Origin of the sequence: Streptococcus parasanguinis (genome assembly GCF_016648855.1) — a bacterium.
In the GTDB taxonomy this organism is placed as follows: domain Bacteria; phylum Bacillota; class Bacilli; order Lactobacillales; family Streptococcaceae; genus Streptococcus; species Streptococcus parasanguinis_L.
On sequence record NZ_JACLQU010000008.1, the window covers coordinates 1 to 16,289 of the forward strand.

13 protein-coding genes are annotated in these 16,289 nt (G+C 45.7%); 3 read left to right on the top strand and 10 right to left on the bottom strand.

What is annotated here, in order from left to right; all coding sequences use genetic code 11:
* Positions 1-82 precede the first annotated feature (82 nt).
* The 5 genes from H7T92_RS05980 to H7T92_RS05995 all read right to left on the bottom strand — a co-directional run bounded on the left by H7T92_RS05980 (position 83) and on the right by H7T92_RS05995 (position 4,730).
* Positions 83-2,068, bottom strand: a complete 1,986-nt coding sequence (locus tag H7T92_RS05980) for an ABC transporter permease (RefSeq protein ID WP_201037329.1) — start codon at positions 2,066-2,068, stop codon at positions 83-85.
* Positions 2,069-2,827, bottom strand: a complete 759-nt coding sequence (locus H7T92_RS05985; protein WP_201037330.1) for an ABC transporter ATP-binding protein — start codon at positions 2,825-2,827, stop codon at positions 2,069-2,071.
* A gap of 15 nt (positions 2,828-2,842) precedes the next feature.
* Complete coding sequence (locus tag H7T92_RS10445) at positions 2,843-2,971, bottom strand: hypothetical protein (protein WP_260314290.1); 129 nt, start codon at positions 2,969-2,971, stop codon at positions 2,843-2,845.
* A gap of 114 nt (positions 2,972-3,085) precedes the next feature.
* The gene (locus H7T92_RS05990) at positions 3,086-4,060 is read right to left on the bottom strand and encodes a sensor histidine kinase (RefSeq protein WP_201037331.1); all 975 of its coding nucleotides are present in this window, start codon (positions 4,058-4,060) and stop codon (positions 3,086-3,088) included.
* Positions 4,053-4,730 (bottom strand): response regulator transcription factor, encoded by a 678-nt coding sequence (locus H7T92_RS05995; RefSeq protein ID WP_004219907.1) that lies wholly within the window; start codon positions 4,728-4,730, stop codon positions 4,053-4,055. Before H7T92_RS05995 ends, H7T92_RS05990 begins: the two co-directional genes overlap by 8 nt.
* A 169-nt stretch (positions 4,731-4,899) precedes the next feature.
* On the opposite strand from H7T92_RS05995, the gene H7T92_RS06000 reads away from it, so the two are divergent.
* The gene (locus H7T92_RS06000; RefSeq protein ID WP_201037332.1) at positions 4,900-6,084 is read left to right on the top strand and encodes a DUF2974 domain-containing protein; all 1,185 of its coding nucleotides are present in this window, start codon (positions 4,900-4,902) and stop codon (positions 6,082-6,084) included.
* Positions 6,085-6,323: 239 nt separating this feature from the next.
* On the opposite strand, the gene H7T92_RS06005 is transcribed toward H7T92_RS06000, so the two are convergent.
* From H7T92_RS06005 to H7T92_RS06015, 3 genes are all read right to left on the bottom strand, one after another.
* Positions 6,324-9,596 (bottom strand): pneumococcal-type histidine triad protein, encoded by a 3,273-nt coding sequence (locus H7T92_RS06005; protein ID WP_201037333.1) that lies wholly within the window; start codon positions 9,594-9,596, stop codon positions 6,324-6,326.
* A 7-nt stretch (positions 9,597-9,603) separates the two neighbouring features.
* Complete coding sequence (locus H7T92_RS06010; protein WP_201037334.1) at positions 9,604-10,539, bottom strand: metal ABC transporter solute-binding protein, Zn/Mn family; 936 nt, start codon at positions 10,537-10,539, stop codon at positions 9,604-9,606.
* 345 nt (positions 10,540-10,884) lie between these two features.
* Positions 10,885-12,147 carry a DUF6287 domain-containing protein gene (locus H7T92_RS06015; RefSeq protein WP_201037335.1) on the bottom strand — a complete coding sequence of 421 codons (1,263 nt, stop codon included), beginning with the start codon at positions 12,145-12,147 and terminating at the stop codon, positions 10,885-10,887.
* Positions 12,148-12,395: 248 nt separating this feature from the next.
* Between H7T92_RS06015 and H7T92_RS06020 the strand changes: the two genes are divergently transcribed.
* Positions 12,396-12,917, top strand: coding sequence for a DUF2975 domain-containing protein (locus H7T92_RS06020; RefSeq protein WP_201037336.1), 522 nt, complete (start codon positions 12,396-12,398; stop codon positions 12,915-12,917).
* A 10-nt stretch (positions 12,918-12,927) separates the two neighbouring features.
* Entirely contained in the window at positions 12,928-13,134 is a 207-nt protein-coding gene (locus tag H7T92_RS06025) for a helix-turn-helix domain-containing protein (protein WP_003006064.1), read from the top strand.
* Between the two features lie 260 nt (positions 13,135-13,394).
* Here H7T92_RS06025 and metG read toward each other — a convergent pair whose 3' ends face one another.
* Positions 13,395-15,386, bottom strand: a complete 1,992-nt coding sequence (gene metG / locus H7T92_RS06030) for a methionine--tRNA ligase (RefSeq protein WP_201037337.1) — start codon at positions 15,384-15,386, stop codon at positions 13,395-13,397.
* A 160-nt stretch (positions 15,387-15,546) separates the two neighbouring features.
* On the bottom strand, positions 15,547-16,239 hold the full coding sequence (locus H7T92_RS06035) for a phosphoglycerate mutase (RefSeq protein WP_003012031.1): 693 nt from the start codon (positions 16,237-16,239) through the stop codon (positions 15,547-15,549).
* Positions 16,240-16,289 lie beyond the last annotated feature (50 nt).

Consider the following 16,289-nt stretch of genomic DNA (forward strand, 5'->3'; position numbering starts at 1 on the left):
CCCTACTCAACTGTGCGGAGGTGGGACGACGAAATCGAATTCTAACGAATTACCGATTTCTGTCCCACTCTCTTCTTTTTCCTTAAATCTGCACAATCTTACGATAGCTCCGAGAGGTGATCCAAAAGACGATCAGGTAGGTGATAAGAAAGACGGCGCAGACGCTGAAGGTCACGACGAGGACTTGGCCACTATTGATGACACCGAGGACTTTAAGAATGAGGCGGATCATATGGTAGGCAAAGGCCAGGTGGATAAAGGCAAAGATGAGAGGGAGGAAGAAGACGGTCCGCACTTGACGGTTGATGGTTCGTTTGACCTCGTGTTCATCGAGCCCCACCTGTTGGAGGATGACGAAGCGATCACGGTCTTCATAGCCTTCTGAGATTTGCTTGTAGTAGATGACGATGACCGTTCCGACCATAAAGATCAGTGACAAGAAAATTCCGATAAAGAAAATGCCACCAAAGAGGCTATTCAACTCTGCCACATCATTGGCTCGGTTACCTCCATAGATAAATGTTCCTTGGCCCTGTTGGCTGCTCAATTCATCGATCATCTTGTCATAACTAGCTGCTAGCTTGAGCTGCTGGTCTTCATCGACATTGACATTGAAACCACCATAGATATTGGTATAGATGGCAAGATTTGGAAACTGGGCGATAAAGGCTGAGAGGTCAGGTACGATTAGGTAATTGAAATCCTCCGTTATCATGTTATACATGTTGGGCACGTGATCGGTGATAAAATCCTTGGTCACTTCTTCCTTGACTTGGAAGTCTTGGCCATTGATAGTGAACTGCTTTTGCCCCTTAAGAGCCTTGTTATGAGCAAAGAGGATGACTTGGTTGCCGGTCAGATCAACCTTTTCTCCTGTCATTTGTTCATAACTAGCTGCATCAAAGACCAGAAAGACAGTTTTAGGAGTGACGCTGCGTTCATCAGCTGGATAGACGGTGAAGTCTGTGCCCTTTTGTGATTTAACCCCAAAGTTGGCATAGGTCATCAGGTCTCGATTTTTGATCTTGAGATGGTGCTCAGAGGCAAATTCATCAAATTTCTGATTGATCTGCTCCAGATCGACCCCTTTTCCTTGGACAGAGAAATCATGAGGAGCCATGATTTTCTTGACCATTTCGCTACCGACATAGATGTTGGTGGCTGCAGAGATGGTCACAAGCACCATGGTCGAGAGGATGGCAATAGTCGCAAGCCCCACTGCATTTTTCTTCATACGATAGATGAGGTTAGAGACCGAGATCATGTTGTTAGGTTGGTAATAATACCCCTTCTTTTTCTTAAGCAGGTGCAAGAAGACGGTGATCCCAGCATTAAAGAGCAGGTAGGTCCCGATCATGACCAAGATAACGGCTAGAAAGAAGATCAAAATCGCAGACATGGGGTCTTTGACAGACAAAGCCAGGTAGTAGCCAAAACCGAGAGAGGCTAAGCCCAGGATGGTTTGGGGCCACAAGAAGCGAGCTTTCTTTTCACCACTCGCTTTCTCACGTGTCAGTTGCAGAGCATTCAAACGAAGAATCCGCCAAGCGTTGAGAAGAACCAAAAGGGCAAAGATGAGACCAAAGGTGACAAAAACTAAGACCACAATCCCAGGTTGGAAGGTGGACACTAGCTGGACCTTCATCTTCATGAGTTTCAAGAGAAAGGCAAAGATCAGCTTGTCAAAAAGGGCTCCAATCAAGACACCGACTGAGATGGTTAGAAAGCCAAAAAGCAAGAGTTCCTTGAAGATCATGCTGATGAGATGGCGTTTTTCAAGGCCTAGCATGCTGTAGATCCCCAGCTCCTTGGAGCGATTTTTCATGACGAAGCTATTGGCATAGAGCACGATGATAGCTCCCGCAGCATTGACCACGAACAGTCCCAAGACCAGGGTAAATATCATGGGATCTCCCCCTCGAAGCTCATGAATGTGAGGATTAAAGGTCAGGGAGTCAAAGAGGTAGGCGATGGTCACTGCGAGAATGACCGCAATCGCAAAGGGATAATAGAGCTTGCGGTTCTTGATGAGATTAGAGCAAGCTAGTTTAGTGGTTAATCGAAACATCTACTCCACCTCACTTGCCATGATCGTCAGAGTATCCGAGATTTCTTGGAACATCTGACGCTCCGTTTTTTCCCCGCGGAAGATCTGGTTGTAAAGAATCCCGTCCTTGATGAAGAGCACGCGCTTGGCACGCGCTGCCGCTGCGGTTGAGTGGGTCACCATGAGAATGGTTTGGCCCATGGTATTGATATCTTCAAAGACATCCAGCAAAGCAGCTGAAGACTTGGAATCCAGCGCCCCTGTTGGCTCATCGGCAAGAAGGATTTCTGGCGAGGTGATGATAGCCCGTGCTACGGCTACCCGTTGTTTTTGCCCACCAGAGATTTCGTAAGGGTATTTTTCAAGAAGTTGGTGAATGCCCAACTCCCGACTCACGCTATCGACCTCGCTCATCATTTCCTTGACCGGTCTGCGAGAAAGGACCAGTGGCAAGAGGATATTATCCTTGACAGACAAGGTATCGAGCAGGTTGAAGTCTTGAAAGACAAAGCCTAGTTTTTCCCGACGGAAGCTCGACGCATCCTTGTTCTTGATGGTGGAGGTATCGGTGCCATTGAGGTAGACCCGTCCTTCGGTCGGCTGGTCCAGCATGGCTAGGATATTGAGAAGGGTCGATTTCCCGGATCCTGATTCCCCCATGATAGCCACGTACTCACCCTTTTCCACGGTGAAGTGGATATCCTTTAAGGCTTCAACCTGCGTTCCTTGAAAGCGGGTTTTGTAGATCTTTTTGATATGTTGAACATCTAGTAATGACATACTTTTCTCCTTTTACTAGTAGATCAAGAAAAATTCTTGGGTTTGTTGCAGGACTTGGAGACCAAATTCCGTCTTTTCCAGATCGGTTTGGTTATTTGGTTTCTCAGTCTTTTTGGGTTGTTTCATCCATTTCAAGAGTTTCATTTTCTTGACCTCCTTCATTTGATGAGACTATTGTATAAAAAATAAAAGGCGGCTACCATAACCTAACCTTTCATTTTGACCTTTATTTCTTACATTTTTGTAAGATGGGGAAAATTAATCCATGACCAACTTCTTCTCTTCAAAGCGAATGGCAACGGTCGTGCCTTGGCCGACCTCTGAATGGAGGGTGATCCTGTGGCCCAATTGCTCTGCGATTTTCTTAGATAGATAGAGCCCCAGCCCTGAAGATTGCTGGGTCAGGTGGCCATTGTAGCCGGAGAAGCCCCGCTCAAAGACGCGGAGGACATCGCTATTTTTGATCCCAATCCCGCTATCTTTTATATAGAGAGTCTGGTCTTTAAAATAGATTTCAATTCCCCCTGTGCTGGTGTACTTGAGGCTATTAGATAAGAGCTGCTCGATGATGACCAGGAGCCACTTGCGATCGGTGATGACCTCCTGCTCCAAATCATGCAGATCCACTGTCAAATTCTTTTGGATAAAAAAGAGGGCATACTTGCGGACTACTTCTTTGACCAAGTCTTCTACCGACACGCGCTTTAAGACTAGATCATCATGAAAACTCTCCAGTCGCAGATACTGCAAAACCAGATTGGCATAGGAGTCAATCTTAAAAAGCTCCTGCTCCATCTGCTGCTTGACAATGGGCGTCTCGACATCTTGCACCAAGAGCTGACTAGCCGCAATGGGCGTCTTAATCTGGTGAACCCAGAGGGTATAGTAATCCATCAGGTCATTGAACTTGGCCTGGGCTATCTTCCCTTCCTCTAAGCGCGCCTGCTGTTCTTCCGTGTATTTTTCATAAAGGAGGTGTTCCAGAGGCGAAGCAACCTCAACTTCCTCATAAAGTGCGGCTTTGCGGTAGTCCCGAAAGGTCATGGCGAAATCCCAGATCAAGACACAGAAGGCAAAAAAGCCTAGCACTAGGGTCGCATAGAGGAAAACCGTCCCCGTCTCTGGAAAGAGATAGGCAAAGACCCAATCGACGATCAAAAAGATGACCAATAGATAGAGTAGGCGCCTGCGGGATACCACATACTGCCAGAAGATCGTTCCAAATTTATTCATGGGTCAACCCGTAACCGATGCCTTTCTTGGTTTCGATGAAGTTTGACAAGCCAGCCTCTTCTAATTTCTTACGAAGGCGGGCCACATTGACAGACAAGGTATTGTCATCAATAAAGAAGTCGCTATTCCAGAGCTCCTTCATCATGTCATCGCGCGCCACGATACTGCCTGCATGCTCAAACAAGACGCGCAGGATCTGAAATTCATTCTTGGTCAGCTTGATGACTTCCCCTTCATACACCAAGTCCGTGGACTTGAGATTGAGGATGGCTCCCCGGTGCTCCAGCAGATTTTGATCTGTCCCAAATTCGTAGGAGCGGCGTAAGAGCCCTTGAACCTTGGCAAGGAGGACATTTTGATCAAAGGGCTTGGTGACAAAGTCGTCTCCACCCATATTGATAGCCATGACAATATCCATGGCTTGATCCCGTGAAGAAAGAAACATGATCGGAACCTTTGAAACCTTGCGAATTTCCTGGCACCAGTGGTAACCATTGTAGAGAGGCAGGCCAATATCCATGAGAATCAAGTGGGGGTCACTTTCGACAAAGATCCCGAGGACATCCATAAAATCCTCGACTGCGACCACTTCATAGCCCCATTGTTCCAATAATTGTTTGACCTGTTGGCGGATAATGTCATCGTCTTCGACTAAGAGAATTTTATGCATGGCTTTCTTTCCTTCTTTTTTTCTTCTTCCTATTATAACAGATTAAGAAGCAGAGAAAAAGGCTGTTTCAGAGGGAAAGAAGAGCTGGGGCCTACTTTCTTGATGGGAGTCGCTTTTTCTACATCCATTTTTGTGCTATACTGAAAGAAATAAGACACGGGAGGCACAGATGTCAACTATTTTTGATTACCTAAAAGAAGTGACCTACGATTCTATATATGACCGCCCATTCAAGGAGCTGGATGTTCTCGCCTTGACAGAGCTGACCTATCTGCCCTTTGGACACATTGTGCCTCAAGGAGATACAACAGGAATCCCAGTGCGCCTGTCTGATGCGATGGAACTGATCGACCAGACAACCGATTTCATCGTGAGTAACCAGCACCTCCAATTAGTCGATGAGTTGGCTACTTCAAAGCGCTTTAAGAACATCAAACTCCTTAACTATGTCGATGAGTACGATCCCGATGTGCAAAAACAGTTCGCGGCCATGACCTATCGCCTCACCTTGGATGTGTATTTGGTCGTTTTCAGAGGGACGGATGACACCTTGATTGGCTGGAAGGAAGACTTCCACATGACCTATATGGACCATGTACCAGCTCAGAAGCGCGCAGCCAGCTACCTGCAACATGTCATGAAGGAATTTCCGAAAGGACGCTTCTTAGTGGCCGGTCACTCCAAAGGGGGCAACCTTGCAACCTATGCCTGCTCGTACCTACCTGATTCCTTATTTGAACGGGTAGACGTGATCTACAGCTACGATGCTCCTGGCCTCAACAAGGCCATTATTGAAACCGAAGGCTACCAGCGCACGTCTCCAAATATTCGTCGCTTTGTCCCTCAGGGATCCATCGTTGGCATGATGTTGGAAGTGCCAGAACCAACGACCATTGTCAAAAGTCGCGCCTTGGGTGGCTTTGCCCAGCACGACGCCTTTACTTGGGAAACTAAGGACCTCAGTTTTTTGACTGTTACTGAGACCAGCCCAGATAGCCAACAGACGGATCTCACCTTGAAACAATGGGTTCGTGAGACCTCGGCAGAGGAGCGCAAGAAGTTTTTTGACACCTTTTTTGGCATTTTTCTGGATGCCGGCATCACCTCCATCAATGATCTAACCGATCTCAAGCAGCTAGCCAAGGCCAAAGAAATCCTCCAAAATGCCCAGGATTTGGATCCAACCGAGCAGGAGATGCTGGAACGCTTGGCCAAGCAGCTCATCGACACCCGCTTTCAAGCTTGGAAAAAATGGCAGACGGTTCCCCGCATCCTGGTTCAAATGGCCGCATTTTTCAAGCGAAAAAAAGCAGTCGAGCTTTCCTCACCACTGCTCCTGGAGCACAAGGAGTGAGACTCAAAAACTGAAAAAAGAGACCACTTCTTCTATTCACTAGAATGCAAAAAGAGGCTGGGACAAAAGTCCTAGCCTCTCAATTATTTTTGGATTGTCGAGCAAGACGCAGTGGTTGAGTGGACTCTACTACGCTGATTTCATCAGCTTTGACAGCCCTACTCAACTGTGCGGAGGTGGGACGACGAAATCGAATTCTAACGAATTACCGATTTCTGTCCCACTCTCTTTTCTATTTTCTATTGGTTCTGAGGAGATGGAGCATCTGGTGTGCTTGCTTCTGTTACAGCTGCGCTTGCAGGCTCTGTTTCTGTCTCAGTTGTGGCAGGCTTGCTTCCTTCTGAAGCTGCTGCTTCTTTTTCCACCGGAGTTTCTGTAGCGACAGGCGTTTCAGCTGTGGAAGCTGATTTGCTCGCTTCGCTTGCAGATGGTGCTGCAGCTAATTCTGCCTGGAAGGCTTGGATGGCCTGTAGTAAGGCTGCTTTATCACTCTTTGGATTAGACAATTGGTCAAAGAGAGCTTCTAAGCGATCAAATACAGCATCACTAGCTCCCTTGTCCTGCAATTGTTGGTGTAGGGCCATCAACTGGTTATAGAGCTGTTGGTAAAGAGCGACATCCCCAATTTGAGGCTCTTCCGTTTGCTTTTGTTTTTGCTTTTCAATGGTATCACTGATTTCGCGTAGAAGTGCTTCCCCACTTGGAATAGCCTTGTCTGGATCAGATTCTTTTCCAAGTTGAGCCAAGCCTACTTCAAAAGCTGTTCGTTTACCTTGGTCTTCGACTTGTGGCAAGAGCGACTGGATTTGCTCTAAGAGGGCTGTCAAAATCTTGTTCTGTTGACGGGCTTCTGTTGCCTTATCCAACTCTCCATACAAGCCTTTGAGGAAATCATAAACCGCTACATTGTAGGATGGGGTTTGACTTCCTTTTTGATCCAAAACTGTTTTTTCAATAGGATAGGTTTGGCCTTTTTCTTGGGAGAAGAGCTGGTCAATAGCTTGCTTAGTTTGGTAGAGCTCCATAAAGTGAGACTTGGAATCCCAAGCTTCTTCAAAGGCTTGAGCTCGGTAGAGCTTCAAGGCTAGATCTGCTGCCTTAGTGCGGAGTTCTGGTGTCAAGCGCGCATCGCTCAAGCTTTGGTAGAAATACTTGAGGTAATCGACAGATGTCACACCCGTCCGATCTTGCATCTCCTGAACAGCTTCTAATAGCTTCCCTTCCTGCTCTATACGCTTGCTGTCCTTGGCAGTATAGGCTTCCTGCAGTTGAGAGACCAACTCTTCCTTCTTCAATTGGAAGGCCTCTGTATCTAGCAAGCGCACTTGTTCCAGCAATTCTTGGTAACGACGATCCAAGGCTGTCTCTTCTTTTGGCTTGACCGCTTGAGTGGCATGAATGTACTGCTCATCAACCTGTTTGAGACTGGCTAGATAGCCCTCTGTTGAGTTACTTGGGAAGCTCTTGACATTTTCCAAGAAATGACCCAAGATCAGCTCAATCCGTCGTTGTTGCAATGGATCAGAAGCATAGAGGCTTCGGCTTTCTGCTAAGAGCTGGTTGACCTTGTCCTCTACGACTTTCTTATCCAAGTCTCCTTTTTTGTATGAAGATTGGATGGTTGGAAGACGGTGGGCTAAGTAGTCTGCTAGACCTGCTGAGCGCACCTTGATGTAGTGGTTATGATCGCCATGCGGGATGACAAACTGACCATTTTCAATCTGGAGGCTATAAGGAGAAATCCCCGAACGAAGCGCTGTTGCATAGAGTTCATTGATAAAGTCTAGTTCAGGATTGCCAGTTTCAAGTGGGATCCGGACATGTTCCTTCCGAACGGCATAAGGATGGATGTGGGTCGGATCGTATTCTTGGTCTGGATTGTTAAAGACAAAGAAACCATTGGAAATCTTAATGGCCTCACGAGGGACACCATAGGTCTTGCTGATGTACTGGATCTTTTCCTCATCTGAGGCATCGCGAGAATAGGTCGCAACGTCATCTGTCAGGGGCTGACCCTTGTCCTCTTCTTTCTTACCAGCTAGAGTTGCCTCTGCTGCTGCAATCTCTTGAGGAGAGAGGTCCTTTCTATAGAAATAATGGGCATGGTTGCCATGAGCGACCATATAGCCTTCCTCATCCTTGCTGATGACCTTGTCTGCGTGGAAGCCATGGTCGTGCTCCTCTTCGTGCTCGTGATCATGACTGTCCCCATGTTCATGTTCATGATCGTGACTGTCGCCATGCTCGTGATCAGGATCAACAGGTTTTGTGCTTGGATTTGAAGGCAAGCTTGGGTTTGCTTCGGTTGGACTATTAGTTCCTTGAGCACGAAGCAATTGGAATTGCCGCGCCAACTCACGCTCTAAAGGAGATAGGGAGCTGTATGGGATAAAGTGGAAATGATCCCCATGAGGGTAGACAATCCCTTGATCGGTCCACTTGGTAATCTTACTTGGATCAAAGACAGAACCATCAGACTCCATATGACGAGAAGTTAGAGGGGCTTTCTGCAATTCTTCGATCAAATTGCTCAGGCTTGGACTCAGTTTAGAGGTAGCCGGTTTAGAAGTCGTTGGGGTCGTCTGTGTAGGGGTTGGACTGGCTGACGGCTGGTTGCTCGCTTGTTTTCCTAAGCTTGGAGAGGCTTGATTTGGAATCCCTTGATTCTTACCTGCTTCTACACTTGGGCTAGCTAAGTACGAGCTTCCAGCCTGGTGGCCACTTTGACCGCCTAGGACAGAGAGGGCCGCTGCTAACTCGCCAGCAGATAAGGCACTCTTTGGAATATAATGGTAATGTCCACCATGGGGCACAATGAAGCCATCCCCTGTATCTGAAATGACATCTCCAGGGCTAAAGACATAACCATCGTCCGTACGATAGCCTCCTCCTGAATGATTTTTAGCAGTCAGCGTTTCAAGGGTCTTCCCCTCTTTTAGCGCTTGACTAGGTTGACGGAAGTCACGGGTTTTGCCTGCCTTGTGCGAGGAGCTCGCCTGTACCGATCCCGTTTCCCCTTCTTCTTTAGCGCCTCCTTTTTGTTGTTGAGCGATCTCTTCGATCGAGCGCACATTAACCGTATGCTGAGCATCCTTTAAGTAGAGATAGTATTTGCCAGCGCGTTTAATGATATAGCCGTCCTTGACCTTGCTGACAATATCAGCTTCTTGGAGCTGATAAGTTGGATCTCGCAAAATCAACTCCTCACTAAAGATGGCATCAAATGGGACCTTACCACTATAGTAATGAAAATGATCCCCATGAGAAGTGACAAAGCCTTCATCCGTAATTTTGATGACAATCTGCTCCGCCTGAGTCTTTTCCTTGGCATTGACTGCTTCGATGCTGTCTTCCTTTTTGCTGGAGGCAGTCGATGACGCTTTCTTTTCTGCCTGTAGATACTGAATCTGATTCTTTTTCTCTTCCTTAGCTTGTGGTTGCTGACTGAGCGCATAGGCACATAGCCCTATTCCCAAAGTTGCTACAATTCCAATCGTTCCCTTTTTCTTCATTCTTGATTTACTCCTCTAATTCTTTGGCTAAACTCGCCATATTTTCTTCTAAATTTGCTAATAGATCCTTATCGTTTTGCGGATCAGCTTCCAGTGGATCCAAGACCTTGACACGCGCCCCTGTTGCCTTGGCGATACTATCTGCCACCTTTGACGACGTGTGCTTCTCTACGAAGATCGTTTTCACCTGATAATCTTTAACAAACTGCTGGATCTCCGCCAATTGCCGGGCGGTTGGTTCTTGCTCTGGAGAAATCCCTGCAATTCCTAACTGCTTGAGACCAAAGCGTTTGGCTAGATAAGAAAAGGCCGTATGCTGGGTTACAAAGGTCTTTTGCTTGGCCTTGGCAAAGAGAGGCTGGTAGCGGGCTACTAGTTCCTCACAGCTCTGTTCAAGCTTTTGAGCATTGGCCTGATAGAGCTCCTTGTTCTTTGGATCGATCTCGCCCAGGCGCTGAGCGATGATCTTTCCTTCTTCTGCAATTTTCGCAGGGTCCAACCAGGTATGCGGGTCATACAGGTGCTTGGCTTCTTTTCCCTGACCAGCCTCGACATCCTCTAATCCAGTCACCTTATCAAGTGTCATTCCTTGACTACCTTCGATCACCTGTAACTTGGAACCTTGTAGGTTAGGATCTAAGCGACCAGCCCATGATTCCAGGGTCTGAGAATGATAGACAAATACATCCGCATCATAGATTTGGGCCACTTCCTTGGTTGAGGGCTCGTAATCATGGATCCCTGCACCGGACTGAACCATCCAGATGTCATTTTGATCGCCAGAGATTTCCTTAACCAGAGCATAGATGGGATAAAAACTCGTGACAATTTTGAGACCTTTTTTAGAAGGGGGCTTGCCTGAATTTCCTTGACTAGCACAAGCTACAAGCAGAAAGAAACCGAGGAACAAGATTCCCAGCACCTTCATTTTTCTCCTTTTCATCCTTCACCTCTTTTTTATTTTTGTTAACCAGTTTATTAATCAGTTAATTAACTAGTTAATAATACTGCTAATCATTTGCTTTGTCAAGTCTTTTTTGCATATTTTTCCTTTTAATGCTAGAGACTAACAATTTCCTAGACCCCACGAGCCTTTCTTACAGTAAAAAAAGAGGCTGGGACAAAAGTCCTAGTCTCTCAATTGTCTTTGGATTGTCGAGAAAGACGCAGTGGTTGAGTGGGCTCTACTACGCTGATTTCATCAGCTTTTACAGCCCTACTCAACTGTGCGGAGGTGGGACGACGAAATCGAATTCTAACGAATTACCGATTTCTGTCCCACTCTCTTTTATTGACGGTAGAAATATTGATCAGCTGGGTAGTTGCCTGCAGATTGAGTGACCACTAGACGTGGCTTGCTGGTATCAGACTGGTCTCCATCTGGATTTTGGAAACCGATTTTCAGCAGTCCAATCGCAGCACCAGTATCACCCATCTTCATCTCAACATAAGGGATCTTGCTCTTCTTATCCGAATCCGCAACAGCCTTGAGGCTGCCTTGACCCTTAACTTTTCCGTCTGCTTGGATGACGATTTCAGCTCCCTTGCCATTGCGCCAGGTTCCAGCTAAGCTTGAGAAATCGCCTCCGTTAATGGCCGCAATATCCAAGTCTTTCTCTTTTTTCGGTTGTGGGTAAGCTTTCCACCACTCTAGATGGTAATCACGGTAGGCCACATCCCCAAAGAGAATCCGACGTTCTTGGGAAGCTACTCCATCAGGACCTGTCACACCCGCTGGGATTAAGTACAAGGTTTGCTCTTGCCCTTGGATCGCAGTCGCATTGGCCCCAGTGAAATAAACTTCATAATAGCCTTTTCGCTTCTTGGGCTCTTTTTCTTTATTGAACAAGTAACTTGCCCGAGTGCCTCCACTCCAGAAAGTCCAGCCAGTCTCCCCATTTACAATACTTGGAAAGGCATTGGTCTTGTTTTGGTAATATTCTTCTGGAGTATAGCCATAAAGTTTAAAACCGGAATCTGCAATTTCCTTTTCATAGGTATCATTGGAATAAGCACCTTCAAACGGTGAGAGATTGCCATCAAGGACGATATCATTTGGATCTGTCGATTTGAAAAAATCCTCCCGATTGGCAAAGACCATCTCGTGGTCGGGATTTTTGTCAGACATGGTGACCGTTATCAAAGGCTTCTTATCTGTCTTGTATTTGAAAACACGAACAGTGACTGTAAAGTCTGTATTGCCATCGGACTTTTTCATCTTGCCTGTCGAAACTTTGTTAGACCCTTCGACCTTCCAATCCGTGCTAAATTCAGCAGATACCTTGCCGTCAGCTGTTTGGTAATCGATCTTCCAGGCCTTGCCTTTTTTCTCGATTTTGGCTTCATCCCGTTCATTTGAGACATAGTCACCACTCAAGTCAATAGCTTTTTCCTTTGGCTTGGTGACCTTCTTGCTGGTCTGCTTAAATTCCTTTTGATGGTCTGGTTGGATGTTGGAGCTAGAGTAGAGATAGACTCCACCGATCAGAACAACTGCTCCGACCAGCCCCAAAATCGGCCCCAGGTATTTTTTCTTCCACTTAAGATTCATTTTACTACCTCCATGGAATAAGATCTTTACACTAGTATACCCTAAATCGAAAGTATAGTAAAATTCCCCTCTATGTAGTGGTTTCCCAGGTTTGAACTGACTAGTTTGAGTAGAAAATACCTGTTTCTCAAAAATAATATTTTGTTTATCATTATTTTTTTATCGTTTTTCGATACTTTTTTATTGACTAATTTTTTATAAGGAGTATACTATAAGTGAAAAATAAATAAACTTCAAGGAGGCTTGCGATGAAAAACTCAAAAACCTTAAAAAATGTCATTGAAGTCTTAACGGCTTTCATTTACTTCTGTGGCTTTATGACCGTGGCTGCATTGGTCGTCCATCTGCTTTCCCGCATGGGCCTTTTCAAAGATCTCATTCAAACTGGACGCTTGTCCTTTGATGTGAATGGCATCCAGCTCTTCCCCAAACATCCGCAACCTCTCTGGCAGTTGCTCTTCCCACTAGCCTCAAGCGCTATCTATATTTACCTTCTCATCACCATTCGCAGCTTCCTCCAAAATCTCTACCAAGAAAAGATCTTTTCTCACTCCAACATTGATCTTTGCAACCGAGCTTGGAAGATTCTCTTGGTCTTGTCCTTTATGTCTGGCACACTTGAAACCAGTGGAAATGCTTATCTCCTTCCCTTCACTTTCCAATTTACCTTTAACACAGGGCTTCTCCTTGCCGTTCCAATCGTCTGGGTCTCTGGCAAGATTTTAGAGAGAGGTATTGAGATTGCTGAAGAAAATGAGCTAACCATTTAAGGAGGGTGCCATGATTATCGTCAATCTAGATGTCATGCTGGCCAAGCGGAAAATGAAATCCAACGAGCTAGCCGACAAAATCGGCATCACGACTGCTAACCTCTCCATCCTCAAAACCGGCAAGGCCAAAGCCATCCGCTTCACCACCCTTGAAGCCATCTGCAAAGAACTCGACTGCCAGCCCGGAGATATCCTGGAATACCGGCCAGATGAATAGGAACTATATTCGGAGACTTTCCTTGGGTGAGGACGGACGGTAGCGAATCCCTTTGGGATTCCATACCTTAGATTTGAGCCCACTGTCTCAAATCTTCCGAGAGTCTGAAACAAAAATGTTTCAGACTCTTTTCTCACTGCGGAAGTCTCCATTAACATTCATTACTAATAGGACCCATCTTCTATCCTTGTAAAATTCAATGATGGGAACTATATCAATACAAGAAAAGCACTCCCGCGGGAGTGCTTTTTTATATATGTTTAACCAATAATGCTTCCATTTGGTACAGATGGATCAACGGTTAGGACCGTTAATTGATCTCCATGTTCTGCAGAAAGAATCATACCTTGGCTGACATATTTCTTCATCATCTTACGTGGTTTGAGGTTGGCCACGATTTGGAGTTTCTTGCCGACCAATTCTTGTTCGTTTGGATAGAATTTCGCGATACCAGAGAGGATTTGACGGTCTTCGCCATCTCCTGCATCTAGGCGGAAGCGAAGCAATTTGTCTGATCCTTCGACGCGTTCCACTTCTTTGACTTCTGCTACACGGATTTCAACCTTGTCAAAGTCTTCAAATTTGATCTCATCTTTTTCAGACTTGAGTTCCACTTCTTCTGGAATCCATTCTTTTTCTTGTGGTTTTCCAGCAGTCATTTGAGATTGGATGTAGGCAATTTCTTCTTCCATGTCGAGACGTGGGAAGATTGGAGTTCCTTTAGCAACCACTGTGACATTTTCAGGGAAGCCTGCTAGGGTCAAGTTTTCAAGATCGAAGTCCAAGCCCAAGCCAAGTTGTTCCATGATGGCATTTGAAGTGTTCATCATGAATGGTTGGATCAAATGAGCCACGACACGAAGACTAGCTGCCAAGTGAGCCATGACCGCTGCCAATTGTTCCTTGTCCCCATCTTCTTTAGCGAGGACCCAAGGAGCTGTCTCATCGATGTACTTGTTGGTCCGAGAGATGATGTTCCATACGGCTTCCAAAGCGCGTGGGTAATCAACCGCGTTCATTTGCTTGTGGTATTCAGCGATGTTTTCTTCAACTACCTTAGCCAAATCGGCATCAAATACTGTGACATTTTCGACATAAGCTGGAACTTGACCACCAAAGTATTTATTGATCATGGCTACCGTCCGGTTGAGGAGGTTTCCAAGGTCATTGGCCAATTCATAGTTGATGCGAGCCACGTAGTCTTCTGGTGTGAAGGTCCCATCTGAACCAACTGGCAAACTGCGCATGAGGTAGTAACGAAGTGGATCCAAGCCAAAGCGTTCCACCAACATTTCTGGGTAGATGACATTTCCTTTAGACTTAGACATCTTACCGTCTTTCATGACAAACCAACCATGGGCAATCAAACGTTCTGGCAATTTGATATCCAACATCATGAGAAGGATCGGCCAGTAGATCGAGTGGAAACGAAGGATGTCTTTTCCAACCATGTGGAAGACGGTTCCGTTCCAGAATTTGTCAAAGTTTTCATGATCTTCTTGACCATAACCAAGAGCTGTCACGTAGTTGAGAAGGGCATCAATCCATACATAGACCACGTGTTTTGGATTAGATGGAACTGGAACTCCCCAAGTAAAGGTTGTCCGAGATACCGCCAAATCTTCCAAACCTGGCTCGATGAAGTTTTTCAACATTTCATTGAGACGGCCGTCTGGCGTGATGAAATCAGGTTGGGATTTGAAAAATTCAACCAAACGGTCTTGGTATTTGCTGAGGCGAAGGAAGTAAGATTCTTCGGAGACCCATTCTACTTCGTGGCCTGATGGGGCTACCCCACCGATGACCTTGCCATTCTCATCACGGAATACTTCAGCCAATTGGCTTTCTGTAAAGAACTCTTCATCAGAGACTGAATACCAGCCAGAGTACTCACCCAGGTAGATGTCGTCTTGCGCAAGCAAGCGTTCAAAGACCTGAGCCACCACTTTTTCATGGTAATCGTCTGTCGTACGGATGAATTTATCGTATGAGATATCGAGTAATTGCCAGAGTTCTTTCACTCCAACGGCCATCCCATCTACATAAGCTTGCGGCGTAATCCCAGCTTCTTCTGCTTTTTGCTGGATCTTTTGACCGTGCTCATCAAGACCAGTCAGGTAGAAAACATCATAGTTCATCATACGTTTGTAACGTGCCAAGACGTCACAGGCGATTGTTGTATAAGCTGAACCAATATGCAATTTACCAGATGGGTAATAGATAGGGGTTGTGATGTAGAATGATTTTGTCATTTTCTTTTCCTTTCAGGGCTAATGGAACCCAATTTAGTAACACTCTATTATAACATTTTTAGGAGACCCTGAAAACCCAAAACCAGCTAGGATCTAAGGAAGACAAGCAAAAAAGCTGACCGAAGTCAGCTTTCTATGATTGATAACGAATCACGCTATCTTACTTTCCAAGATAGTATTCTTTTACAACGTTCAATTTTTCGTCAAATTCGAATACCAATGGTGGGAAGTTAGGGATTTCCACATCCATGATTTCGTCGTCTGACAATTGTTTGATGTGTTTTACAAGAGCACGGATTGAGTTACCATGTGCTCCTACGAATACGTTTTTACCGTCTTTAAGAGCTGGAGCGATTTTATCTTCCCAGAATGGAAGGGCACGTTCCAAAGTAACTTTCAAGTTTTCAGCATCTGGGATCACTGAATCGTCAAGTGAAGCGTAACGACGGTCAGTGTGTGCTGAGTGTTCATCATCACGGTCCATTGCAGGAGGCAATACATCGTAAGAACGACGCCAGATGTGAACTTGTTCATCACCAAATTGTTCAGCAGCTTCTGCTTTGTTTTTACCAGTCAAACCACCGTAGTGACGTTCGTTCAAGCGCCATGATTTTTCAACTGGAACCCACAATTGGTCAGAAGCTTCAAGAGCTAAGTTAGTCGTTTTGATCGCACGTTTCAATACTGAAGTATAAGCTTGGTCAAATTCGATACCAGCTTCTTTGATCAATTTACCAGCGTCGATCGCTTGTTGTGTACCTTTTTCAGACAAATCAACATCAGCCCAACCAGTGAAAAGGTTAGCTTTGTTCCATTCAGACTCACCGTGGCGAGCAAAAACCAATTTTACCATTAGATGGATCTCCTTTTTATTCTCCGAGGTTTCCCCCGTTTATCTATTCT

Excerpts from the sequence above, each read along its gene's own strand:
- H7T92_RS06015 (WP_201037335.1), bottom strand. The coding sequence starts at position 12,147 with ATGAATCTTAAGTGGAAGAAAAAATACCTGGGGCCGATTTTGGGGCTG.
- H7T92_RS05980 (WP_201037329.1), bottom strand. The coding sequence starts at position 2,068 with ATGTTTCGATTAACCACTAAACTAGCTTGCTCTAATCTCATCAAGAAC.
- H7T92_RS06035 (WP_003012031.1), bottom strand. The coding sequence starts at position 16,239 with ATGGTAAAATTGGTTTTTGCTCGCCACGGTGAGTCTGAATGGAACAAA.
- H7T92_RS05995 (WP_004219907.1), bottom strand. The coding sequence starts at position 4,730 with ATGCATAAAATTCTCTTAGTCGAAGACGATGACATTATCCGCCAACAG.
- H7T92_RS06020 (WP_201037336.1), top strand. The coding sequence starts at position 12,396 with ATGAAAAACTCAAAAACCTTAAAAAATGTCATTGAAGTCTTAACGGCT.
- H7T92_RS06025 (WP_003006064.1), top strand. The coding sequence starts at position 12,928 with ATGATTATCGTCAATCTAGATGTCATGCTGGCCAAGCGGAAAATGAAA.
- H7T92_RS05990 (WP_201037331.1), bottom strand. The coding sequence starts at position 4,060 with ATGAATAAATTTGGAACGATCTTCTGGCAGTATGTGGTATCCCGCAGG.
- H7T92_RS06005 (WP_201037333.1), bottom strand. The coding sequence starts at position 9,596 with ATGAAGAAAAAGGGAACGATTGGAATTGTAGCAACTTTGGGAATAGGG.
- H7T92_RS06010 (WP_201037334.1), bottom strand. The coding sequence starts at position 10,539 with ATGAAAAGGAGAAAAATGAAGGTGCTGGGAATCTTGTTCCTCGGTTTC.
- H7T92_RS10445 (WP_260314290.1), bottom strand. The coding sequence starts at position 2,971 with ATGAAACTCTTGAAATGGATGAAACAACCCAAAAAGACTGAGAAACCA.
- H7T92_RS05985 (WP_201037330.1), bottom strand. The coding sequence starts at position 2,827 with ATGTCATTACTAGATGTTCAACATATCAAAAAGATCTACAAAACCCGC.
- H7T92_RS06000 (WP_201037332.1), top strand. The coding sequence starts at position 4,900 with ATGTCAACTATTTTTGATTACCTAAAAGAAGTGACCTACGATTCTATA.
- metG (WP_201037337.1), bottom strand. The coding sequence starts at position 15,386 with ATGACAAAATCATTCTACATCACAACCCCTATCTATTACCCATCTGGT.